This window comes from Marinobacter sp. H13, assembly GCF_059072335.1.
Genome location: NZ_JCACRU010000001.1, coordinates 2,026,307 through 2,049,397 on the forward strand (window position 1 = coordinate 2,026,307; position 23,091 = coordinate 2,049,397).

Here is a 23,091-nt window from a genome sequence, read left to right on the forward strand (position 1 = left end):
AACAACGCGCTTTACAGGCTAAACTGTAATGCGAATTATTGTCGTTTATATCCGATATTTGGTATTCAGGAAGACAAAAAATCTATGCGGAGTGCTATTTTTTTTGGTCAAGGGTGCGTTGTCGGGGAGAAAATCCGAATTCCCGGCGAAACGCCGTCGAAAAATTGGTCGCGTGGGTGTAACCCACACTGTTCGCGCTCTGTTCAACACTGAAGCCTTGCTCCAGATAATGTTTTGCCAACCGAAGTCGGCATTTTCTGAGATAGTCGAACACCGGCACGCCGTACATCGCCCGGAATTTCGCTCGCAGGCCGCTTGGGCTCATAGCCGCCATGTCGGCGAGGTCTTTCAGAGTGTGATGATGATCCGGCGTGAACTCGAGGTGCTGCCTTACCAACTCAAGGCGCTGACGTTGCTGGACCGGAACCACCGGAACATCCGGAGATTCATGCTCTTCGCCTACCAGACCCAGTCCCGCAAGCTGCAGTGCCAGGCCCTCCAAAACCAGGTTTTTCTGTGCGACGGTCATCGTGAGGCGTGCATGGGTCCGCAGCAACTCCTCGAACGGGTGGGGCACACTCCATTGGCGCAGGGGAACCCGGGGAAGAATGGTCAGGTCTTGTAAGCTGGGGGAGACGTGGCCCAATGTTGCGCCGCGTGGGTCGAAAGCGAGTGCCACAATTTGCATATGCTCTTGCTCAGGCTGGTGCGCCCGTAACGGATAGTCCGGGTGCAGCTGCATGCTGACAGCATTACCCGGTGACAGAACGTGTTCGACCGACCCGAGGGTAAGCTCAACGGTGCCATCGAGAACGACCAGCACAAGCAACGGCGCATGACCAGAAGAGACTGATTCATACGCCTGGAGCACCTGAAGCGAAGAAAACGTAAACCGAAAACCCGAAGCCAGGCTGTACTCGGCAATCTCACCCCGGGCAACGATACGGTCATCACTTCCGGTGTCGCCCTGGATGGCCGGGAACCGAAATTCTATGTCGTAAAGCTGCCCGAAACGTTCGAAATCTGCCTGACTGAATGTGTGCAACCTGTCCACTCCACGCCTATCCAACCTGGTCTGCTAACTATGCCTCTGTTGTCCGGTTACGAGGTCAATGGAGCGTCCGTACCATAGTTGCCCGTTTTGGTGGAACGAAAGGTAAGGAGGGCCAGTTCAGGTAGTCGGCAAAAAAGTCTGCGTGCCGTGAAGGATCTATAAGCACAGAAACGCAGTCGTGGATATCACAGCAACCGTCGATGGGGGCGGCATGGTCCGGGTGCTGAAGACTCTCCAGTGCCCGGAGAATCACCGCGTCCGTACCGGCCCGCTCACCGCGATCGGAAAGGGCCCGGGAGACCAGTATGGCTGAGAGAGTCAGTTCGATGTGCATGCAGGATTCATCCCGCGACCCATGCAGGCAAGCAAGATCGAAAGCGCTGCCAGCCAGCGAGATAACATCCCGCCACTGCCCCTGCTCACTGCAGTCGTGGGCATTCTCCATCCAGAACAGCCACAGGTCTTTGCGTTCTTCCAGCGGCAGGTCCGCGAACTGTTGGCGGTGATTGGGACACAGAAATTCCATCACGTTCTCCTTGTTTATTCACGATAATGATAATAGTTATCATTATCGTGAAATACAAGAAAACGTTTATTCTGTGATCAAGGCCTTGCTGGCCTGCGGGGCTACTCTACAGTGACACTCTTGGCCAGGTTCCGCGGCTGGTCCACATCGGTACCCTTCAACACGGCCACATGGTAGGACAGCAACTGCAGTGGCACGGTGTACACGATCGGCGCGGTAATCGGATGCACGGACGGAATCTGCATCACGTGCAGACCCTCTTCCGCTTTGACGTCGGCCTTTTTATCGGCGAAGACAAATAGCTCGCCGCCGCGGGCCCGGACCTCTTCCAGGTTGGATTTCAGCTTCTCAACCAGGTCATTGTTGGGAGCGACAGTGACAACCGGCATTTCGCTGTCAACCAGGGCCAGGGGGCCGTGCTTGAGCTCGCCGGCAGGATAGGCCTCGGCGTGGATGTAGGAGATTTCCTTGAGCTTGAGGGCACCTTCAAGAGCCACCGGGAACTGGGAACCGCGCCCCAGGAACAGGCTGTGGTTCTTATCCATGAATGCCTTGGACATCTCGGCGATCTCGCCATCCAGGGCCAGCACATCGCTGACCTGGCCAGGCACGAGGTGAAGAGCCTCGACGATTTCAGCTTCCTGCTCCTCGGGCAGCCCATTATGACGGGCCAGGGCCAGGGTAAAGATCAGCAAAGCCGTGAGCTGGGTGGTGAACGCCTTGGTAGAGGCCACGCCGATTTCCGGCCCCGCCTGGGTCATGATCACCAGGTCGGATTCGCGAACCAGGGAACTGCCCGGCACGTTACAGATGGCCAATGCTGCCCGGAAACCCGCTTTTTTCGCCTGACGCAGGGCCGCCAGGGTATCGGCGGTTTCGCCGGACTGGGAAATACAGAGGAACAGGGTGTCCTGCTGGATCACGTGTTTGCGATAGCGGAATTCGGAAGCCACCTCGACGGAACAGGCAACGCCCGCCAGCTCCTCAATCCAGTAACGGGCCACCATACCGGCATGGTAACTGGTGCCACAGGCAATGATCTGGACATGACGAACGTTCTCAAGGAGGTTCGCAGCCTCGGTACCCAGGGCCTGTTCCAGCACCCGGGTTTTGGTGACCCGGCCTTCCATGGTGGCCTTGATCACTTTCGGCTGCTCGTAGATTTCCTTGAGCATGAAGTGACGGTACTCGCCCTTATCCGCCGAGTCGGTGCCGTGCTCAAAGCGGGTTACCTCCCGCTCGACGGGGCTGCCATCGCGATCGAGTATGGCAATGGCGTCCTTTCGGATATCGGCGATATCGCCTTCTTCCAGGAACATGAACCGGTCGGTCACTGGCAGCAGCGCCAGCTGGTCAGACGCGATGAAGTTTTCGCCAATACCCACACCAATGACCAGGGGGCTGCCCTCACGGCATACCACGAGGTGCTCCGGTTCGTCGGCGTGTACCACCGCCAGGGCATAGGCTCCACGCAAACGGGCGATCGCCGAACGCACGGAATCATGGAGATTACCCAGTGTGCGGTAGTGTTTCTCAATCAGGTGCGCGACGACTTCGGTATCGGTCTGGGACGTAAACTCGAAACCGTCAGCCCGCAATTCTTCACGCAGCTCCTGATAGTTTTCGATGATCCCGTTGTGGACAATAGCCAGCCGGTCGCCGGACATGTGCGGATGGGCGTTGATCTGAGAGGGCTCGCCATGGGTTGCCCAGCGGGTATGGGCAATGCCCAGGTGGCCCGCGAGAGGGTTTGCTTCCATGGCATCGCTGAGTGCGGCAACTTTACCCACTTCCCGAGCGCGCTGGACACTGTGGTCGCCACCGATTACAGCCATACCGGCCGAATCATATCCCCGGTATTCCAGACGGCGCAGACCCTCAAGAAGGATACCCTGAACGTCCCTTTCCGAAACCGCGCCTACAATTCCACACATGCTGTTCTACCTGTCTGTTGATCGTTTGTATCAGTGTTTCTTCGGCTTTTCCCAACCGGCGATATTGCGCTGCCGGCCCCGTGCGACAGCCAACTCGTGGTCGGCAACGTCGCGAGTTATGGTCGATCCTGCGCCAATGGTGGCCTCGGCCGCAACGGTAACCGGGGCGACCAGCGAACAATTAGAACCTACGAAAACACCATCGCCGAGCACCGTCCGGTACTTGTTCACACCATCATAATTACAGGTGATGGTTCCTGCACCCACATTCACATTACGGCCCAGTGAGGCATCACCCACATAGCTGAGATGGTTGATCTTGCTGCCCTCACCCACAATGGCCTTTTTGGTTTCCACGAAGTTGCCCACTTTGGTGTTGGCCGCCAGTTCCGTGCCCGGCCGGATACGTGCAAACGGCCCGATTTGGGCGCTGGCGCCAATTACGGCCCCTTCAATCACGCTGTTGGCCTTGATCTCCGCGCCATCTGCAATGGTGGCGTCCTTGATGACGCAACCAGGGCCAATGGATACATTACTGCCAAGGCTGACCTTGCCCTCGAACACCACGTTCACATCAATCCAGAGGTCATTGCCGATACTCAGCTCGCCACGGACATCTATTCGGGCGGGATCCGCGAGTGTCGCTCCTTCTGTCATCAGCCGGTCAGCCTGCTGGCGCTGGAACCAGCGTTCCAGTTCAGCCAGTTGCAGGCGATTGTTGACTCCCTGCACTTCATAGGGATTCTCCGGCTGGGACACCGCAATACGGAGACCCTGTTCCACCGCCATGGCAATGATGTCGGTAAGATAATATTCGCCTTGGGCGTTGCTGTTGGAGAGCGTCGGCAACCAGGTTTTCAGGTGTTTCGCCGACACCGCCAGAATCCCGGTGTTCACCTCGCGGATCTGCTGCTGCTCGGCGGAGGCGTCTTTCTGCTCGACGATCGACTGCACGTCGCCATCAGCATTCCGGACAATCCGTCCGTATCCCTGGGGATTGTCCATGGTGACGGTCAACAAACCCAGGGTGTGGTCATCAAGTGTCCCGACCAATCCATCGAGTGTCTCATGACGAGTCAGAGGCACATCGCCGTAAAGCACAAGAACACGGGCGTCATCGGGAAGATCCGGCAGGGCCTGAGCCACAGCGTGGCCGGTACCCAACTGCTCACTCTGGGTGACCCAGTTTACCGAGGCCTCATCGGTGGTTTCCCGAACCTTGTCAGCACCATGACCTATGACCGTATGGATCCTCTCGGCGCCAAGCTGTTTGGCGGTGTCGATCACGTGATGAAGCATAGGGTGGCCGGCAATCGGGTGCAGCACCTTTGGCAGTGCGGATTTCATTCTGGAACCCTGGCCAGCGGCCAGAATGACGACGTGTAGCGGGCTCATGGAAAAGTCAGGCTCCCGGAGTGTTTACTCTCTAAATGCTGAAAATAAAAAAACCGCACCCTTCAGGGCCGGACAGCCAACGCAACACGTTGGTCTTCCAGCCGCTCAGGATGCGGCTTCGGTGTTCGGCAAACCCGAAACGGAAATGCTTAGCGCATTTTGTTACGCAGCTGCTGGATGGTACGAAGCTGGGCAACAGCCTCGGCCAGCTCTGCAGCGGCACGGGAGTACTCGAATTCACCAGTCTTGTTGGCAAGTGCTTTCTCGGCTTCTTTCTGAGCTTCGAGCGCGGCTGCTTCGTCCACATCCTTTGCACGAACAGCGGTATCCGCCAACAAAGTCACCAGATTGGGCTGGACTTCCAGATACCCGCCGGACACGTAAAGAATTTCTTCCTCACCGCCCTGCTTGATAATCCGAATAGGGCCCGGCTTCAGCTGGGTCAGCAGCGGGGTGTGACCCGGGGCAATACCCAGGTCACCTTCAGAGCCCGCTGCGATCAGCATTTCCACCAATCCGGAATAGATCTTTGTTTCGGCACTTACCACATCACAATGCACGGTCATACCCATGTCAGTTGCCTCTTTGATCGATCCGGAAACAAATGCGTCGGCTCAGATTAGCTCTTTGCCTTGCTCTTCATTTCCTTCGCTTTCTCGACCGCTTCCTCAATGGTACCAACCATGTAGAACGCCTGCTCGGGCAGTTCATCATAGTCGCCATTCAGGATGCCCTTAAAGCTGCTGATGGTTTCCTTGAGGGAAACGTACTTACCGGGGGAACCGGTGAATACTTCAGCAACGTGGAACGGCTGGGACAGAAAACGCTCGATCTTACGGGCACGGGCTACAGTCAGCTTGTCTTCTTCTGACAGTTCATCCATACCCAGGATGGCGATGATGTCTTTCAGCTCCTTGTAGCGCTGCAGGTTGGTCTGCACGCCACGGGCCACTTCGTAATGCTCCTGACCGATGATCAGCGGATCCAGCTGACGAGAGGTGGAATCCAGCGGATCGATCGCCGGGTAGATACCCTTGGAAGCGATGTCACGGCTCAGTACAACGGTAGCATCCAGGTGCGAGAAGGTGGTTGCAGGCGACGGGTCAGTCAAGTCATCCGCCGGTACGTATACCGCCTGGATGGACGTGATGGAACCGTTCTTGGTGGAGGTAATACGCTCCTGCAGCTGACCCATCTCTTCAGCCAGAGTCGGCTGGTAACCTACCGCAGACGGCATACGGCCGAGCAGTGCGGATACTTCGGTACCTGCCAGGGTGTAACGGTAGATGTTGTCGACGAACAACAGTACGTCACGACCTTCGTCCCGGAACTTCTCGGCCATGGTGAGACCGGTCAGGGCCACACGCAGACGGTTTCCGGGGGGCTCATTCATCTGGCCGTAAACCATGGCAACCTTATCGAGAACGTTGGACTCCTTCATTTCGTAGTAGAAGTCGTTACCTTCCCGGGTCCGCTCACCAACACCTGCGAATACGGAGAGACCGGAGTGCTCTTTCGCGATGTTGTTGATCAGCTCCATCATGTTTACGGTTTTACCAACACCGGCACCACCGAACAGGCCAACCTTACCACCCTTGGCGAACGGGCAGATCAGGTCGATAACCTTGATGCCGGTTTCCAGCAGGTCCGCAGACGCTGCCTGATCGGCATAGCCCGGTGCCTTACGGTGAATCGCCCAACGCTCTTCTTCGCCGATCTCGCCGGCTTCGTCGATGGGACGACCCAGAACGTCCATGATACGGCCCAGAGTCTGGGTACCAACCGGTACCGAAATCGGGTTGCCGGTGTTTTCTGCTTTCAGGCCACGCTTCAGGCCTTCGGTGCTGCCCATGGCGATGGTACGAACAATGCCGTCACCCAGCTGCTGCTGGACTTCCAGAGTTGTTTCGCCACCTTCAAGCAGCAGTGCGTCATATACTTTGGGTACGGAGTCACGTGGGAATTCCACGTCGATAACCGCGCCAATGATCTGAACGATTTGTCCGCTACTCATGCTCGGTTCCTCGTTATCTTGATAGTCAATAAAACCAGTTGGATTGTGGGTCGGATCAGACCGAAGCGGCGCCGCTCACAATCTCCGATATCTCTTGGGTAATGGCTGCCTGACGCGCCTTGTTATAAGCCAACTGAAGCTCGTCGATAATGCTACCGGCGTTATCAGTTGCGCTCTTCATGGCGATCATCCGGGCTGCCTGTTCACATGCCAGATTTTCTACCACACCCTGGTACACCTGGGATTCAATAAAACGTGGCAGAAGGCCATCGAGGATCTGCCTGGCATCGGGCTCGTAGAGATAATCCCACTGGTTCTTGATCTCTTCTTCGTCTTCGCTCTCAGGCAGGGGCAGAAGCTGCTCCACCTTCGGGCTTTGGGTCATGGTGTTGACGAACTCGTTGCTGACCACATAAAGACGGTCGATCTTGCCTTCCGAGAACGCATCCAGCATAACCTTGACGTTGCCGATGAGTTTTTCAGAGCTCGGGCTGTCCCCCAGATGGGTCAGCGCCGCGACGACATTGCCGCCGTAGCTCCGGAAAAAGGAAGCCCCTTTCTGCCCGATGGCGCACAGATCGGTTTCCACTCCTTTTTCTTTCCACGCTTTCATTTCACGGACAAGCGCTTTGAACAGGTTGATGTTCAGACCACCACAGAGGCCACGATCAGTTGACACCACGATATAGCCCACGCGCTTGACCTCGCGCTCGACCATGAACGGGTGCTTGTACTGAGCATTCGCCTTGGCAATGTGCCCGATCACCTGACGCATCTTGTCGGCATACGGGCGAGTTGCCTGCATGCGTTCCTGAGCCTTACGCATTTTACTCGCAGCCACCATTTCCATGGCGCTGGTGATTTTCTGCGTGCTCTTGATGCTTGAAATCTGGTTACGTATTTCTTTGCCGACGGCCATAACTCACTGCCTTCTCAAGTTAGACACTCGTTGCTACGAAAAGCGGCCCGCGACAATTGCCGCAGGCCCGTTTTCTTACCAGCTCTGAGTGGTCTTGAATTTCTCAAGTGCAGCTTTGAGGCCGGCAGCGATTTCGTCGTTGTAATCGCCTTTCTCGTTGATCTTGTCGAGGAGGTCTTTCTGCTCGGAGCGCATCCAGTCGAGCATCTGCGCTTCAAACTTCACTACCTTGTCGACATCAACGTCGTCCAGGAAGCCTTCGTTGGCTGCGAACAGAACCGTACCCATTTCAGCCACAGACATCGGGCTGTACTGGTTCTGCTTCATGAGTTCCGTTACACGCTGACCGTGCTCAAGCTGCTGACGGGTTGCTTCGTCGAGGTCGGAAGCAAACTGTGCGAAAGCTGCCAGTTCACGATACTGGGCCAGAGCCAGACGGATGTTACCGCCGAGCTTCTTCATGATCTTGGTCTGGGCCGAACCACCTACCCGGGATACGGAGATACCGGCGTTCATCGCCGGACGGATACCGGAGTTGAACAGGTTGGTTTCCAGGAAGATCTGACCGTCGGTAATGGAGATTACGTTGGTCGGTACGAACGCGGATACGTCACCAGCCTGGGTTTCAATGATCGGCAGAGCGGTCAGGGAACCGGTCTGGCCTTTCACTTCACCGTTGGTCAGCTGCTCAACGTAATCAGCGTTAACACGGGACGCACGCTCCAGCAGACGGGAGTGCAGGTAGAATACGTCACCCGGGTATGCTTCACGGCCTGGCGGACGACGCAGCAGCAGGGAGATCTGGCGGTAAGCCACAGCCTGCTTGGACAGATCATCATAGATGATCAGGGCGTCTTCACCACGGTCACGGAAGTATTCACCCATGGAGGTACCGGAGTACGGAGCCAGGAACTGCATCGCTGCAGGATCGGCGGCACCGGCGGCAACCACGATGGTGTGATCCATGGCACCGTGCTCTTCCAGCTTGCGCACAACGGCGGCAATGGAAGACTGCTTCTGACCGACGGCAACGTAGATACACTTGATGCCGGTGTCTTTCTGGTTAATGATCGCGTCGATGGCGACAGCGGTCTTACCGATCTGACGGTCACCGATGATCAGCTCACGCTGGCCGCGACCGATCGGCACCATGGTGTCGATTGCCTTCAGACCAGTCTGAACCGGCTCATCAACGGACTGACGAGCGATAACACCCGGTGCAACCTTTTCGACCGGAGAGGTCAGGTCGGTACCGAGGTCGCCCTTGCCGTCGATGGGGTTACCCAGAGCGTCGACCACACGGCCCATCAGTTCCGGACCAACCGGTACTTCCAGGATGCGGCCGGTGCAACGAACTTTCTGGCCTTCAGCCAGATCTTCGTAGTCACCCAGCACAACCGCACCAACGGAATCACGCTCCAGGTTCAGAGCCATGCCGAACGTGCCGTTGGCAAATTCAATCATCTCGCCGTACATAACGTCGGCCAGACCGTGGATCAGCACGATACCGTCGGATACCGACAGGATCGTACCTTCGTTCTTTGCTTCGGAAGAGATGTCGAGTTTCTCGATTCTCTTCTTGATGATGTCACTGATCTCGGATGGATTCAGTTGCTGCATGCCAATATCCTCAAACCTTGTGCTGAAATCAGGAGCCCAGAGCGTCGGCCAGCTTGGTCAGCTTTCCGCGTACAGATGCGTCAATGACCAGATCGCCGGTGCGAATAATCACGCCGCCAATCAGAGACTTGTCCAATGACGCTGCGAGTGACACTTGCCGCTCGAGTTTCTTCGAAAGTGCCTGGGCGAGCTTCTGTTGCTGTTCGTCCGTCAGCTCGAAAGCCGCGGTAACTTCGATATCAACAGTGCGCTCCAGATCAGCCCGGTACGTGTTGAAGAGCGCTGCAATCTCAGGAAGAAGAGTCAGCCGGCGGTTTTCAGCCAGTACAGCGAAAAAGTTGCGGACCTGATCGGTGACGCCATCTTCAGCGACCTCCAGAATCAGTTCAGCCTTCTTCTGCTCTTCCAGACCCGGATTCGCGAGAAGCTGTCGAATGTCTTTGTTCGCGGTGACCTGCCCGGCGATCGTCAGCACCTTGGACCACTCAGCCAGCTGTTCATGCTCCTGAGCGGCACTAAATGCTGCCTTTGCGTAGGGACGGGCCAGCGTTCTCAGTTCTGCCATGATGAACCTCGTCGTTTAAAGTTCTGCCGCCAGTTTTTCCAACATCTGGTTGTGCTTGGAGGCATCGACAGAGGTTTCCAGGATCTTCTCGGCACCGGCAACGGCAATGCTGGCAATTTCTGCACGCAAAGCGTCACGAGCCTGATTCCGCTCCTGTTCAATTTCGGCCTTGGCCTGCTCAATCAGCTTCTGGCCTTCCTTGCGGGCGTCATCCTTGGATGCTTCCACAATCTGGGCCGCGCGCTTGTTGGCCTGTTCAATCAGACCAGCAGCTTGCTGCTTGGCTTCACGCAGTTCCTGAGCTGACTTTTCCTGAGCCAGTTCCAGATCGCGCGCAGCGCGGTCTGAGGCAGCCAGTCCGTCAGCGATCTTCTTTTGACGCTCCTGCAGTGCGGCCATGATTGGCGGCCACACGTACTTCATGCAGAAGACGACAAAGATAAAGAACGCGATGGCTTGACCAATCATCGTCAAATTAATGTTCACGTCTTCACCTCTCGCCTGTTTTGTTAAGAATCATCTGACCGGGGCAAAACCCCGGCTCTGGCGACTCGATTAACCGGCGATCTGGCCGACAAACGGGTTGGCGAAAGTGAAGAACAGTGCGATACCAACACCGATCATGGTTACGGCGTCCAGCAGACCTGCAACGATGAACATTTTAACCTGCAGCATCGGGGTCATTTCCGGCTGACGCGCAGCGCCTTCCAGGAACTTGCCACCGAGGATACCAAAGCCAATCGCAGTACCCAGGGCACCCAGGCCAATCAGCAGTGCAACGGCAATAGCGGTCATTCCAACTACAGTTTCCATGATAACTCCCAGTTTTCAGTTAGGTTTTTCAGTTTAAGGGTTTAGGTTTAGAACTACGGCTTAATGGTGTCCGATCAGTGACTGTCTTCGTGAGCCATGCTCAGGTACACGATCGTCAACATCATAAAGATGAATGCCTGCAGGGTGATAACCAGAATGTGGAAAATCGCCCAGGGTACAGACAGTGCCCACTGTGCCCAGAACGGCAGCAGTGCAATCAGGATAAAGATCAGCTCGCCTGCGTACAGGTTACCGAACAGACGCAGCGCCAGTGAGATCGGCTTGGCGATCAGGCTCACGCCTTCCAGCAGGAAGTTGATCGGGACAAGCAAAATCTTCAGGAACAGGTTGTCTGAAGAGAAGGGGTGCAGGGTCAGCTCACCAACGAAGCCACCCACGCCCTTCACTTTCAGGCTGTAATAGATGATCAGAGCGAATACGGACAGGGACATGCCCAGAGTTACGTTTACATCCGTAGTCGGAACGACCTTCATGTATTCCAGACCCATCAGGTGGAACAGCTGGGGCAGGAAGTCCACGGGCACCAGGTCCATCAGGTTCATCAGGAATACCCAGCAGAAGATGGTCAGCGACAGCGGCGCAATCACCTTGTTCTTGCCGTGGAAGGTTTCCTTGACGCTCTGATCGACAAACTCAACCATCACTTCAACAAAGTTCTGGAGCCCGCCGGGCTGGTCTGAGGTGGCGCGCTTGGCGGCCAAGCGGAAAATAAACAGGAACAGGGCACCGAGGGCGACTGCCCAGCCCAGTGAATCGATGTGCAGAGCCCAGAAGCCCATGTCGGATGCTTCCCTGCCGGTGTGAGCCAGCGTCCAGGTTGCATCTTGAAGTACGGTACCGTCGGCACGCTCATAGCCTGCCGGAAGTTTACCGTAGGTGAGGTTCTGGAGGTGATGCTGGATATATTCGGATGCACTTCCTGCCATAACGGTTTCCCAGGTCCAGTTAGCTTTGCTGCGTATTGCTGCCCGCCAGAAGCGGTGTCAACCAGTTGGTGACCAGCATGATCGCAAATGTTAAAAAAAGTGCCGCAATATCAAGCGGCTGAATCCATTTGAACACCATCGTGAAGAGGATGGCGCACAGGATGAGCTTGCCGGCCTCACCCTGATAAAAAGACGTCATGATCTTCTTGGCAGACCGCGCGCCGGCGTAGCGGAATGCCTTGAGCGCAAAATAACCATGGGGGATCAGAAAGATAAGTCCACCCAGCAGCGCTGAATAACCGGAAACCTCGCCTCGCAAGAGAAACGCCAGGCTGACGAAGACAAGTACCACACTCTCTATAACAAACCATCGTGCGATGGGTGGACGGCCAATGCCGCCTGAAGCTGCCTTCGTCATGTTCGTTCCGGAAGTACGGTGCTTTTCGGTCGATGTCGTTTAAAAAGTAAGCAAATACACCGACACGAGCGCCGCAGATTATATGTGTTCAATGTGCACGAATCAACAAAACCGGGAACCGGCTGATCCGTCAAAAGCGGCGTAATAACTGGGTTTTGGCAATTTTCGTCACAAATAGACGGCCGTTCAGTTTTTCACCACTACATGTTGTGTACGTAACCAGATACGAACTTTCGTAGGGGGGTCGGACGACGCACAAAACCCCGACGATTTTATTTGATGTGGCCCAGTATGCCGTCGAGTTCGTCAAGGGAACTGTACTCGATCACCAGCTTGCCTTTGCCACGCTGGCCATGATCGATCGACACTCGTGCACCCAATCGCTCCGCCAGATCATCCTGAAGCGCGCGAATGTTGGGGTCCACCACTCCCTTTTTCCGGGATTTGCTGTCCGGTGTTTCCTGTTGCACCCGCCGAACCAGGGCTTCAGTTTGGCGAACCGACAGGGATTTGGCCACCACCTGTTTGGCCACCTGCATCTGCAGTTCTGGCGCCAGGGTCAGCATTGCCCGGCCGTGGCCCATTTCCAGATCGCCATGCTCGAGCATAATACGAACGTCTTCGGACAAACCGATCAGTCGAAGCAGGTTGGTAATAGTCGTACGGGATTTGCCCACGGCTTCGGCCACCTGGGCCTGGGTCAGGCCAAACTCGTCCTGCAGGCGCTGAAGAGCGAAAGCTTCCTCAATAGGATTGAGGTTCTCACGCTGGATGTTCTCGATCAGCGCCATGGCGATGGCGGCTTCATCGGGGACATCCCGGATGATGGCAGGGATGCTGTCCAGGCCGGCCATCTGGGTGGCCCGCCAGCGGCGCTCACCGGCGATCAGCTCGTAACGTCCTTCAGCGATGGGACGAACCACCACCGGCTGCATCACGCCTTGTTGGCGGATGGAATCCGCCAGTTCCTGCAGGGCGGCGGGGTCCATGTCGCGCCGGGGTTGGTACCGGCCGCGCTGGATCAGATCAATGGGAACTTCGCGGAGCTCACCGTCGTGGTCTTTCAGCTCCTGGTCAAGATTGACCTTGGAGCCCGCCAGCAGGGCGCCCAGTCCGCGTTCACCCAAACCTCGTTTCTTCGCCGCCATGGTGTCAGTCATTCTTCCCGTTGAATATCGTTGTGCTTAAGTGAGTGACAGGGCGGTATGTTACACCGCAACCGGCGCGGATGTCTTTTTTGAACCGTGGCGGCGTACCATTTCACCGGCCAGGGCCAGGTAGGCGATCGCACCCTTGGAGGCGCGGTCGTATTTCAGGGCCGGAACCCCATAGCTGGGGGCCTCGGCCAGACGGACATTGCGGGGAATCACTGCACGATACACCTTGTCGCCAAAGTACTCGCTCAGCTGGCCGGAAACGTCCAGGGTAAGGCTGTTGCGAGGGTCGTACATGGTGCGCAGAATGCCTTCCACCTGCAGATTCGGATTGACCGTTTCCTGAATCTGCTCAACGGTGTTCATCAGCGCCGCTAACCCCTCAAGGGCGTAGTACTCGCACTGCATTGGAATCAGCACAGAGTCTGCCGCCGACAGGGCATTCACCGTCAACAGGCTGAGCGACGGCGGGCAATCGATGAGGATATAATCGTAATTATCACGAACGGTGTTCAACGCCAGTCTCAGGCGGTGTTCGCGACCGATCTCGTTCATCAGTTCCACTTCGGCCGCCGTCAGGTCACCGTTGGCCGGAAGGATATCGAAGCCGGAAGCCTCGGCGGGAATGATCACCTCGGCGGCGCTGGCGCGCTTGGTCAGCATGTCGTAGCCAGACAGTTCCAGGGCGTTTTTATCCACACCGCTGCCCATGGTGGCGTTGCCCTGGGGATCCATATCCACCAGCAGCACCCGACGCTTGGTGGCGGCCAGGGAGGCAGCAAGGTTGACGCAGGTGGTGGTTTTGCCCACACCGCCTTTCTGATTGGTCACTGCAATCACGCGCGCCATGTCCTGCCTCCTTGTTTATGGGTTACCGGTTCAGAAATCGGACTGCCAAACTACCGGGAATTCACGGTCCGGGCGATCACCAGCAGATGGCGGTCGCCATCGGCGCCCGGTACGTCCAGGGAATGGCTGGATGTTACCTGCCAGCCAGCCGGAAGGGCAGACACTTCATCATCCGGAAACTGACCTTTCATGGCAAGGAACTCACCCTCATTTGCCAACAGATCACCGCACCAGCTCACCAGATTCTCGAGCGCGGTAAAGGCTCGGCTGCTGATCTGGCTGAAGGGTTCCGGAGGATTGCAATCTTCCGCGCGCCCGTGGACAACCTCGACATTTTTCAGGCCGAGCTCCAGCACACACTGGTTGAGAAAGCGGGTCTTCTTGCCGTTGCTGTCGAGCAGGGTAAAGCGCTTCTCGGGCAGGGCGATCGCCAGGGGAATACCGGGCAGACCGCCGCCGGCGCCCACATCCAGAAGATGGTCCGTCGTTACCCACGGCAGAATGCTCAGGCTGTCGAGCAGTTGCCGGGACACCATCACACGCTCATCACGTACAGCAGTGAGGTTGTAAGCCCGGTTCCACTTGTTAAGCAGGCCCAGAAAAGCCAGCAGCTTTTCCTGCCGATCCTCATCCAGGGACAGGCCCATCGTGGCCAGTCCATCCCGGAGTTGGCCGTGCCAGAGTGACTTGGTCATGGGCGCGGATCAGGCCGACTGTTTGCGCAGCAGGTCGCGCTTTTTCAGGTGCACCAGGATCTGGCTCACCGCCGCCGGGGTCACACCCTGGATACGTGAGGCCTGAGCCACGGTTTCCGGCCGCACGGTCTTGAGCTTCTGCTTGATCTCGTTGGACAGGCCGCCGATGACGTCATAATCCAGATCCACCGGCAGGGCGGTGTTCTCGTTTTTACGGAGCCGCTCAATCTCGTCCGTCTGACGGGAAATATAACCCTCGTACTTGATCTCGATTTCCACCTGATCCGCGACCACCGGATCTTCCGCTTTCTCGGCACCGATCTCGGCAATGTGGCTGTAGACAATCTCGGGCCGGCGCAGCAGCTCTGCCAGGGACTGATCACGGGTCATCGGCTGCTTGAGAAAGCCGTTGGCGCGCTCACCGGCCTCGGTATTCGGATGAATCCGGGTGACCTCGAGGCGGCTACGCTCGGTAGCGATCGCCTCGCGCTTGTCATTGAACTTCTGCCAGCGCTCATCATTAACCAGGCCGAGCTTACGACCGGTTTCGGTCAGACGCAGATCGGCATTGTCCTCGCGCAGGATGAGGCGATACTCGGCGCGGCTGGTAAACATGCGATAGGGCTCGGACGTGCCCATGGTGATCAGGTCATCCACCAGCACACCCAGGTAAGCCTCGTCCCGGCGCGGGTACCACTCGTCTTTTTCCTGCGACCGCAGGGCAGCGTTGATCCCGGCCAGCAGGCCCTGGGCGCCCGCTTCTTCATAGCCGGTGGTGCCGTTGATCTGGCCGGCAAAATACAGGCCCTGGATAAACTTGGTTTCCAGGGTATGGCGCAGGTCCTGCGGATTCAGGTAGTCGTATTCGATGGCGTAACCCGGCCGGGTGATATGGGCATTTTCAAAACCGGGAATCGAACGCACCGCCGCCAACTGGATATCAAACGGCAGGCTGGTGGAAATCCCGTTCGGGTAGAGCTCGTTGGTGGTCAGGCCTTCCGGTTCTACAAAGATCTGGTGTGAATCCTTGTCGGCAAAGCGGTTTACCTTATCCTCAATCGACGGGCAGTAGCGGGGGCCCACACCTTCGATGCTGCCGGCAAACATCGGCGAACGGTCGAAACCGCTGCGGATAATATCGTGGGTCTGTTCGGTAGTCCGGGTCACGTAGCAGCACACCTGTTCCGGATGCTGGCTACGGCTGCCGATGAAGGACATCACCGGGGTGGGGTCATCCCCCCACTGCTCCTGCATCACCGAGAAATCCACAGACCGGGCGTCGATGCGAGGCGGCGTGCCGGTTTTCAGGCGACCAACGTTGAACGGCAGTTCCCGCAAGCGCTGTGCCAGGGCATTGGCCGGCGCATCACCGGCACGGCCGCCGGCATGGTGCTGCATACCAATGTGAATAACACCGCCCAGAAAAGTACCGGTGGTAAGCACCACGGTCCTGGCGTTGAAGCGAATACCGGTCTGGGTCACGACACCGGTCACCTGGTCGTTTTCCACAATCAGATCGTCCGCCGCCTGCTGGAACAGTGTCAGGTTTGGCTGGCTTTCCAGGGTATGGCGGATGGCGGCTTTGTAAAGCACACGGTCAGCCTGGGCACGGGTGGCGCGCACGGCCGGTCCCTTGCGACTGTTAAGGACCCGGAACTGGATGCCAGCCTTGTCCGTGGCCTCGGCCATGGCACCGCCAAGCGCATCGATTTCTTTCACTAGATGGCTTTTACCAATACCGCCGATGGCCGGGTTGCAGGACATCTGGCCCAGGGTCTCAATGTTGTGGGTCAGCAGCAGGGTCTGGGAACCCATGCGCGCAGCCGCCAGCGCGGCCTCGGTACCGGCATGGCCACCACCAATGACAATGACATCGAAACGGGTCGGAAAATCCACAGCTCACCTCGGAAATCGGGGGATAAAATCGGGCGGCGAGTATAACGCTTCACCCGGGAAATTGCAGTCAGGATGTGCAAATTTTAACCAGAGACGAACTACGTTGAAAGCGGCAGTGGCCTGGTCAGGGCTCAAAGGGGACTTTTCCGAGCGTTAAATGGATAGTGGAAAACCGAAACCTACGGCTTTTCATGGGTTTGGATCACTCTTCTCAGAAAAGTTTTCAAGAAAGTTATCCACATGCAAGACTACTTATTAATCACCCTAAAAAAACACCTAAGCTATTGTTTTATTTTATTTTACAGAAAGTAATCCAGAGGCTTTCCGTAGGTTGTCCAACTAATTATCCACAGAACTGCCGGCTGTTTTTCGTCGAAGCCGCCAGACCACCAGCAATACCAACCCGTTCAGGAGCGAGAGCAGGAGGAAAAACCCCGGAATGCTTACCTCCAATACACCAAGCACCACAATTCCGGCCAGGGCACTCACCACCATGAACAACGCATTAATGACATTCAGCGCAGCAATGATACGGGCACGTTTGGTCCGTGGCGTTTCGTGCTGGATAAAGGCGTACAGAGGCACGATGAAAAGACCGCCGCAAATCCCGATACCGACCAGATCCATCAAAACCCTCAGATAGACAGGATCGGTCAACAGGGTCCACCAGGTGGAGGCCATGGGATCATCCGGCACCGCAAAATACAGGTCTATTCCGAACAGGCTCAACCCCAGGGCGCCCCAGGGCACGGGTGACAGGGTAATGCGGTGTTTGGTGAGTCGCTCGCACATCATGGAGCCGATAGAAATGCCGATCGTGAACATGGCCAATAACAGGGTCACCACGGTCTCGTCACCCAGGAGGTTGGTGCGGGCAAAATTGGGAAACTGGGTCAGATAGGCGGCTCCGAGGAACCAGAACCAGGAGATCGTCAGCACCGCCAGCAACACCTGCCGGCGCTCGGCCGCCAGAGCCATCAGTTTCCAGGTTTCGAGCACCGGGCGAAAACGGACATTGACACCGGAACCATCGGATTCGGTCACCGGAACCTGACGCGCCGCCAGATAGCCGAACACCGCCATGACAAAAACGGCAACCGCCGTCAGCCGGGCGGCCATCTCAAAGCCCATCAAAAGCCCTGCCGCAATGGTGCCCAGAAGAATCGCCACAAACGTGCCCATACCAACCAGGCCATTGCCGCCCACCAGCTCATCGTCCGCCAGCACCTGGGGCAGGATCGCGTATTTCACCGGACCGAAGAACGTGGACTGGGTACCCATCAGGAACAGCAGAACCAGCAACAACTCGTACCAGCCGAACCACAGTCCGAGTGCGGCAACGGCCATGATGACAATTTCCGCCAGCTTCACATTCCGGATAATCCGGGATTTTTCGTAACGATCCGCCATCTCGCCGGCAATACCCGAAAACAGGAAAAACGGCAGTATGAAGAGGAAAGCGGCCAGGTTAACCACCACATTCACCGACAACCCCATCAGACCGCCGGCACTGTAGGTGATCAGCAGCAGCAGCGCGTTCTTGAACAGATTGTCGTTGAAGGCGCCAGAGAACTGGGTCAGATAAAACGGCAGGAACCGGCGTTGGCCAAGCAAACGGAACTGACTTTTCGATGGCATCAAGAAACCCTGTTTTGGTGCGTTGCCGGCATTGCGACCGAAAATCTGCCCGGATCCGGTGCGGTAGCGTAGAAAGCGGCAATCATGTTCATTTATTTGACGGGGTTAAGCTTAGTTAAACGCTTGATTTTTGGCCGTCTGGTACGCAATTCGCTTGATCTCCTTGTTCAGACACTATTTTATCAGGCCAGGATGGCTGGATTATTGGCACTATAAAGGTTCCTGACCATGAGCAGCGTAGTCCGACTTCCAAGGCGCATCTATCGCGGAGCCGAAATATCCAGGACTCCCAAGATCATCGACGACTATGATTTCAGTTCTGTTTACCAGCCGATCCTGAGCCCAACCCATCGAAAACTGGTTGGCTACGAGGCATTGGTCCGGGTCAGAAAGAACAATGAGAGCATCTCTCCGTTTACGCTTTTCGAACAGGCCGAAAAAAACAACCAGACACCGGAGCTGGATCGGCACCTGTTGCAGCTTCACCTGGACAACTTTGCGGCCAGCTCCCAGGCCGTCTGGCTGTTCCTGAATATCAATCCCGGTACCTGCATCCATCCGGAAGCTTCCCTGGAGAAGCTTGCTCTGCAATGCCAGCGTAGCGGAATAGATCCCGAGAAAGTGGTTCTGGAACTGGTCGAAACAGCATCAGACAACCCGGCCGCACTTCTGGAATTCATCCTCAAGGCCAAAGCACACGGCTTTCAGATCGCTATCGACGATTTCGGTATGGGCGATTCCAATTTTGAGCGCCTGTGGCGCATCAATCCGCTCATTGTGAAACTCGACCGGAGCCTATTGGTAAACGCCGAGAACAACAGTCGCGCCCGAATGCTGCTGGAGAGTCTGGTAAAGATGATCCGCGAAAGCGGCAGCCTCGTGCTTCTGGAAGGGATCGAGAACCACAACCAGGCTCACATTGCCCTGCAAACGGAGGCCGATCTTCTGCAGGGTTTCCTGTTCGCAAGGCCGTCCAACCTGAAACAACACGAGCCGGAGCTGACCGAACAGGCGCTAAAACGCATCATTGCCGATTCCAGCGAGTCATCAGCCCAGGACATACGCGATCAGGAGAGTTATTTCCGCCTTCTGCGTTTCGAAATTCTCGAAGCCTGCCATTCCCTGAGCCGGGAGTTGCCGTTCAGCACCGCCTGCAACAAGCTGTTGGAAGTGGATGGCGTGAAACGCTGCTTCCTGCTGAATCCCCAGGGCATTCAGCAAGGCAACCTTGCCCGCGCCAATCCGGACATTCATCGCGGAAAGTTCAATCCGCTGTATCATTCCGCCGGCGCTCAATGGACCCACCGGGAGTACTTCCGGAATGCCCTGGAACGGCCCCAGCACATCAGCAGCTGTCGGCCCTATGTCGGTCTGCCGGATGCAAAACGTACCGTCACCCTCTCAACAATGCTGCCGGGGCAACAGGTCTTCTGCCTCGACATACATCCGGATGAGATATTTGGCGGCCAGCTGGAGTTCCCGGCCACCCTGTAATCATCCGGTCAGTCAGAAATCGTCGGCGCGTTTCTGTGGCGCGGCGGCCAATCCAGTGCCACCCGCCTGTCCGGACGCCTGACGTTCCAGTTCTTTTTCCACCGCATTGGAAGACTTGGCAAACCGGGCCAACAGGTTGTAGAGCACCGGAATGATGAACAGGGTCAGCGTGGTGGCGAAGATCAGCCCGCCCAGAATGACCATACCAATCGACTCCCGGCTCTCGGCTCCGGCGCCGGTGGCAATCACCAGGGGCACGGCACCGAAAATCGTTGATATGGTGGTCATCAGTACCGGACGGAAACGCAGACAGGCGCCTTCGAGAATCGCCTCTCGCACCTCGTAGCCTTTGTCCCGGAGCTGATTGGCGAACTCCACGATCAGTATCCCGTTCTTCGCCATCAACCCCAGCAACATGATGATGCCGATCTGGCTGTAGATGTTCAGACTGATACCCGTCCACCAGAGCGCCAGGAGAGCCCCGGTTACCGCCAGCGGCACCGACAACATGATGATCAGCGGATGGATCCAGCTTTCAAACTGGGCTGCCAACACCAGGAACACGATGACGAAAGCCAGCGCAAAGGTAACGTAGATTGCCGCCGAGGATTCCTGGAATTCCCGGCTCAGGCCTTTGTAACTAATGCGGGCTTCCGGCGGCAGGTTATCCACAGCCAGATTGTTCAGGTAGGTCAATGCCGAACCCAGGTCGTAACCATCCGCCATAGACGCACTGATCACCACAGCGGGCAGGCGGTCGATGCGGCGGAGGTCCGGGTTGGCGCCGATCTCCTGCACGGAAACCAGTGCCTGCAATGGGATCAGGTTACCGCCCTCCCGGGGCCGCAGGAAAATCTGGCCGAGGTCTTCGGGCGTTGCCCGGTTGGCATCTTCCGCCTGAATGATTACATCGTATTCGCGGCCTCGATCGATGTAAGTCGTTACCTGCCGGGAAGCCAGCATGGTCTGCAAGGTGAGGCCCACGTCTTCTACCGTGATATCCAGATCCGCGGCCCGTTCCCGGTCGATGTTCACCCGAAGTTCCGGCCGGGTCAGCTCGAAATCAGTATCCAGGTTCTGGAGATTCGGGTTTTCCTTGGCGCGCTCCACGATCTCCTGGCTCCAGGCCTGAACCGACTCATAGTCCGGACCAGCCACCACGAACTCGATCGCCTGGCTGAAACCCCTTTGGCCCAGACCCGCCGGATTGACGGCCACGGTCCGGATGCCGGACACATCAGCCAACTTCCTGCGGATTTCGCTGGTCACCTCCTGCTGCTTGATATCCCGCTCTTCCCAGGGTACCAGGCCCATGATCATGAACGCGTTGTCCTCTTCATTGCGGAATCCGACGATAGCAAGCAAACGGTTGGCTATCCCCTCGTCCAGATACGGGAGCAGTGTTTCTTCCACCTGCCGAACGTAGTGGTCGGTGTATTCCACCGTTGAGCCACGGGGCGCGCTGGTGGGCATGATGATCACTGCACGGTCTTCGGTAGGCGCCAGCTCCTGAGGCAATTTCGGATACACCACGGCGGCAATGACCAGCCCGACAAGTCCAAGTCCCAGTAACAAGCCCGGCTGCCTCAGGGAAAACTCCAACAGCCTGCGGTAACCATTGGTCAGGCCATTCAGGACCTTTTCACTGGCGGCCCAGAGACGATGACCTTCTGCCGATTCTGGGCTGTGCCTGAGCCACTTGGAACACAGCATCGGCGCCAGGGTCAGGGCCACGAGGCTGGAAAACACCACTGCCGCCGCCAGGGTAAAGCCGAATTCGGCAAACAACCGGCCAATGTTGCCGCCCATGAAGGAGATGGGAACGAACACCGCCACCAGGGTCAGAGTGGTCGCAATCACGGCGAAGGCAACCTGCTTCGCGCCCCGGTAGGCGGCAAGCAACGGGGGCTCACCCTCGTCAATCCGGCGCTGGATGTTTTCCAGCATCACGATGGCATCGTCCACCACCAGGCCGATGGCAAGAATCACCGCCAGCAGGGTCAGTACGTTGATGGAAAAACCCAGGAAGCCGAGACCGATAAAGGCACCAATCACCGCAACCGGAATGGTCACCGCGGGAATGAGGGTCGCCCGCCAGGAGCGCAGGAACAGGAAGATAACCAGGATAACCAGGGACACCGCAATGGCGAGCGTGGTGACCACTTCCTTGATGGAAGCCCGGATGAAAATGGATTCGTCGTAGCTTTCCGCGATGGTGACTTCCGGTGGCAGTGTCTCCCGGATCTTCTCCAGCTCGGCGCGGACGGCATCGGAAACCGCAACGGTGTTGGCCTTGGACTGGCGGATAATCCCCATGCCGATGGCGGTCTGGCCATTGGCGCGCAGGCGGCTCACATCCGACTCCACACCCATCTGGACATTGGCCACCTCACCCAGGCGCAACAGATCATTACCATCCCGGCGAACCACAAGCTCCCGGAACTGTTCCACGTTCGACAGCCGGCCCTCGGCCCGCACGGTGAAATTCCGGGTGGACGAATCCACCGATCCTGCCGGCAGCTCCACGTTGTTGGCACGCAGGGCCCGTTCGACTTCCGCCACGGTGATATCCCGGGCCGCAAGACGTTCGCGGTCCAGCCAGACCCGGATGGCATAGCGCCGTTCGCCGCCAATACGCACGTCGGCAACACCATCGAGTACCGACAACCTGTCCGCCAGGACCCGGTCGGCAAAGTCACTCAATTCGGCACTGTCCCAGACATCACTGCGCAGGGTCACCCACATCATCGGGCGTGCATCGGAATCCGCCTTGCGCACCACCGGTGGATCGGCTTCGTCTGGCAGCTGGTTCGCCACCCGGGACACCGCATCGCGGACATCATTGGCGGCAATATCCACATCGCGCGCCGTGGTAAATTCAATACTGGTTCGGGACTCGCCCTGCTCGGTGGATGATTCGATCGACCGAATACCCTCAATGCCACTGATGGCACCCTCGATCACCTGGGTAATCTGGGTGTCTACCACCTCGGCCGCCGCGCCGGTGTAGTCGGTGGAGATGGAAACAACGGGTGGGTCAATATCCGGGTACTCGCGCACCGGCAGGCCCATCAGGGCTGCCAGACCGAACACAACGATCAGAAGACTGAGGACCGTAGCGAACACCGGCCGCTTGATGGAGACGTCGGAGAGGACCACC

20 protein-coding genes are annotated in these 23,091 nt (G+C 57.2%); 1 reads left to right on the forward strand and 19 read right to left on the reverse strand.

The genetic code is table 11. The features are described from left to right. Window positions 1–94: 94 nt before the first annotated feature. The 18 genes from AC5JQH_RS09430 to AC5JQH_RS09515 form a co-directional block, all read right to left on the reverse strand. Window positions 95–1,054 (reverse strand): helix-turn-helix transcriptional regulator, encoded by a 960-nt coding sequence (locus AC5JQH_RS09430; protein ID WP_491713568.1) that lies wholly within the window; start codon window positions 1,052–1,054, stop codon window positions 95–97. 55 nt (window positions 1,055–1,109) lie between these two features. Beyond that, window positions 1,110–1,580, reverse strand: coding sequence for a hypothetical protein (locus AC5JQH_RS09435; protein WP_491713567.1), 471 nt, complete (start codon window positions 1,578–1,580; stop codon window positions 1,110–1,112). A gap of 101 nt (window positions 1,581–1,681) precedes the next feature. Further along, window positions 1,682–3,514 carry a glutamine--fructose-6-phosphate transaminase (isomerizing) gene (gene glmS / locus AC5JQH_RS09440; RefSeq protein ID WP_008172600.1) on the reverse strand — a complete coding sequence of 611 codons (1,833 nt, stop codon included), beginning with the start codon at window positions 3,512–3,514 and terminating at the stop codon, window positions 1,682–1,684. 30 nt (window positions 3,515–3,544) lie between these two features. After that, window positions 3,545–4,909, reverse strand: a complete 1,365-nt coding sequence (gene glmU, locus AC5JQH_RS09445) for a bifunctional UDP-N-acetylglucosamine diphosphorylase/glucosamine-1-phosphate N-acetyltransferase GlmU (protein ID WP_493805515.1) — start codon at window positions 4,907–4,909, stop codon at window positions 3,545–3,547. 149 nt (window positions 4,910–5,058) lie between these two features. After that, window positions 5,059–5,481 (reverse strand): F0F1 ATP synthase subunit epsilon, encoded by a 423-nt coding sequence (locus tag AC5JQH_RS09450; protein ID WP_008172596.1) that lies wholly within the window; start codon window positions 5,479–5,481, stop codon window positions 5,059–5,061. Between the two features lie 47 nt (window positions 5,482–5,528). Continuing rightward, a complete protein-coding gene (gene atpD, locus AC5JQH_RS09455; protein WP_008172594.1) occupies window positions 5,529–6,923 on the reverse strand; it encodes a F0F1 ATP synthase subunit beta in 1,395 nt (464 codons plus the stop codon). Window positions 6,924–6,978: 55 nt separating this feature from the next. Continuing rightward, window positions 6,979–7,842 (reverse strand): F0F1 ATP synthase subunit gamma, encoded by an 864-nt coding sequence (gene atpG, locus AC5JQH_RS09460; protein ID WP_008172593.1) that lies wholly within the window; start codon window positions 7,840–7,842, stop codon window positions 6,979–6,981. A 75-nt stretch (window positions 7,843–7,917) separates the two neighbouring features. Next, a complete protein-coding gene (gene atpA / locus AC5JQH_RS09465; protein ID WP_008172590.1) occupies window positions 7,918–9,462 on the reverse strand; it encodes a F0F1 ATP synthase subunit alpha in 1,545 nt (514 codons plus the stop codon). A 28-nt stretch (window positions 9,463–9,490) separates the two neighbouring features. Further along, entirely contained in the window at window positions 9,491–10,027 is a 537-nt protein-coding gene (locus tag AC5JQH_RS09470) for a F0F1 ATP synthase subunit delta (RefSeq protein ID WP_008172588.1), read from the reverse strand. 15 nt (window positions 10,028–10,042) lie between these two features. After that, window positions 10,043–10,513 carry a F0F1 ATP synthase subunit B gene (locus AC5JQH_RS09475; protein WP_482902258.1) on the reverse strand — a complete coding sequence of 157 codons (471 nt, stop codon included), beginning with the start codon at window positions 10,511–10,513 and terminating at the stop codon, window positions 10,043–10,045. A 69-nt stretch (window positions 10,514–10,582) separates the two neighbouring features. Further along, complete coding sequence (gene atpE / locus AC5JQH_RS09480; protein ID WP_012138088.1) at window positions 10,583–10,840, reverse strand: F0F1 ATP synthase subunit C; 258 nt, start codon at window positions 10,838–10,840, stop codon at window positions 10,583–10,585. A 74-nt stretch (window positions 10,841–10,914) separates the two neighbouring features. Next, window positions 10,915–11,787: a F0F1 ATP synthase subunit A gene (gene atpB / locus AC5JQH_RS09485; RefSeq protein WP_008172580.1), complete on the reverse strand. Its 873-nt coding sequence runs from the start codon at window positions 11,785–11,787 to the stop codon at window positions 10,915–10,917. Between the two features lie 19 nt (window positions 11,788–11,806). Then, window positions 11,807–12,205: a F0F1 ATP synthase subunit I gene (locus tag AC5JQH_RS09490; RefSeq protein ID WP_008172578.1), complete on the reverse strand. Its 399-nt coding sequence runs from the start codon at window positions 12,203–12,205 to the stop codon at window positions 11,807–11,809. A 272-nt stretch (window positions 12,206–12,477) separates the two neighbouring features. Continuing rightward, complete coding sequence (locus tag AC5JQH_RS09495) at window positions 12,478–13,353, reverse strand: ParB/RepB/Spo0J family partition protein (RefSeq protein ID WP_039881967.1); 876 nt, start codon at window positions 13,351–13,353, stop codon at window positions 12,478–12,480. Window positions 13,354–13,413: 60 nt separating this feature from the next. Then, window positions 13,414–14,208: a ParA family protein gene (locus tag AC5JQH_RS09500; protein WP_008172572.1), complete on the reverse strand. Its 795-nt coding sequence runs from the start codon at window positions 14,206–14,208 to the stop codon at window positions 13,414–13,416. A gap of 50 nt (window positions 14,209–14,258) precedes the next feature. Continuing rightward, the gene (gene rsmG, locus AC5JQH_RS09505; protein WP_008172570.1) at window positions 14,259–14,903 is read right to left on the reverse strand and encodes a 16S rRNA (guanine(527)-N(7))-methyltransferase RsmG; all 645 of its coding nucleotides are present in this window, start codon (window positions 14,901–14,903) and stop codon (window positions 14,259–14,261) included. 9 nt (window positions 14,904–14,912) lie between these two features. Continuing rightward, window positions 14,913–16,799, reverse strand: coding sequence for a tRNA uridine-5-carboxymethylaminomethyl(34) synthesis enzyme MnmG (gene mnmG, locus AC5JQH_RS09510; RefSeq protein ID WP_092030658.1), 1,887 nt, complete (start codon window positions 16,797–16,799; stop codon window positions 14,913–14,915). 339 nt (window positions 16,800–17,138) lie between these two features. Next, complete coding sequence (locus AC5JQH_RS09515; RefSeq protein ID WP_008172565.1) at window positions 17,139–18,437, reverse strand: MFS transporter; 1,299 nt, start codon at window positions 18,435–18,437, stop codon at window positions 17,139–17,141. Between the two features lie 228 nt (window positions 18,438–18,665). Here AC5JQH_RS09515 and AC5JQH_RS09520 point away from each other — a divergent pair, with 228 nt between their 5' ends. Next, complete coding sequence (locus AC5JQH_RS09520; RefSeq protein WP_493805516.1) at window positions 18,666–19,931, forward strand: EAL domain-containing protein; 1,266 nt, start codon at window positions 18,666–18,668, stop codon at window positions 19,929–19,931. A 12-nt stretch (window positions 19,932–19,943) separates the two neighbouring features. On the opposite strand, the gene AC5JQH_RS09525 is transcribed toward AC5JQH_RS09520, so the two are convergent. Continuing rightward, the gene (locus AC5JQH_RS09525) at window positions 19,944–23,090 is read right to left on the reverse strand and encodes an efflux RND transporter permease subunit (RefSeq protein ID WP_493805517.1); all 3,147 of its coding nucleotides are present in this window, start codon (window positions 23,088–23,090) and stop codon (window positions 19,944–19,946) included. Window position 23,091 lies beyond the last annotated feature (1 nt).

What these genes read in the sequence shown, in the direction of transcription:
- atpG (WP_008172593.1), bottom strand. Translation starts at nt 7,842, where the DNA reads ATGGCCGTCGGCAAAGAAATACGTAACCAGATTTCAAGCATCAAGAGC.
- AC5JQH_RS09470 (WP_008172588.1), bottom strand. Translation starts at nt 10,027, where the DNA reads ATGGCAGAACTGAGAACGCTGGCCCGTCCCTACGCAAAGGCAGCATTT.
- atpD (WP_008172594.1), bottom strand. Translation starts at nt 6,923, where the DNA reads ATGAGTAGCGGACAAATCGTTCAGATCATTGGCGCGGTTATCGACGTG.
- atpE (WP_012138088.1), bottom strand. Translation starts at nt 10,840, where the DNA reads ATGGAAACTGTAGTTGGAATGACCGCTATTGCCGTTGCACTGCTGATT.
- AC5JQH_RS09435 (WP_491713567.1), bottom strand. Translation starts at nt 1,580, where the DNA reads ATGGAATTTCTGTGTCCCAATCACCGCCAACAGTTCGCGGACCTGCCG.
- AC5JQH_RS09520 (WP_493805516.1), top strand. Translation starts at nt 18,666, where the DNA reads ATGAGCAGCGTAGTCCGACTTCCAAGGCGCATCTATCGCGGAGCCGAA.
- glmS (WP_008172600.1), bottom strand. Translation starts at nt 3,514, where the DNA reads ATGTGTGGAATTGTAGGCGCGGTTTCGGAAAGGGACGTTCAGGGTATC.
- glmU (WP_493805515.1), bottom strand. Translation starts at nt 4,909, where the DNA reads ATGAGCCCGCTACACGTCGTCATTCTGGCCGCTGGCCAGGGTTCCAGA.
- AC5JQH_RS09515 (WP_008172565.1), bottom strand. Translation starts at nt 18,437, where the DNA reads ATGCCATCGAAAAGTCAGTTCCGTTTGCTTGGCCAACGCCGGTTCCTG.
- rsmG (WP_008172570.1), bottom strand. Translation starts at nt 14,903, where the DNA reads ATGACCAAGTCACTCTGGCACGGCCAACTCCGGGATGGACTGGCCACG.
- AC5JQH_RS09450 (WP_008172596.1), bottom strand. Translation starts at nt 5,481, where the DNA reads ATGGGTATGACCGTGCATTGTGATGTGGTAAGTGCCGAAACAAAGATC.
- AC5JQH_RS09495 (WP_039881967.1), bottom strand. Translation starts at nt 13,353, where the DNA reads ATGGCGGCGAAGAAACGAGGTTTGGGTGAACGCGGACTGGGCGCCCTG.
- AC5JQH_RS09490 (WP_008172578.1), bottom strand. Translation starts at nt 12,205, where the DNA reads ATGACGAAGGCAGCTTCAGGCGGCATTGGCCGTCCACCCATCGCACGA.
- AC5JQH_RS09500 (WP_008172572.1), bottom strand. Translation starts at nt 14,208, where the DNA reads ATGGCGCGCGTGATTGCAGTGACCAATCAGAAAGGCGGTGTGGGCAAA.
- atpB (WP_008172580.1), bottom strand. Translation starts at nt 11,787, where the DNA reads ATGGCAGGAAGTGCATCCGAATATATCCAGCATCACCTCCAGAACCTC.
- atpA (WP_008172590.1), bottom strand. Translation starts at nt 9,462, where the DNA reads ATGCAGCAACTGAATCCATCCGAGATCAGTGACATCATCAAGAAGAGA.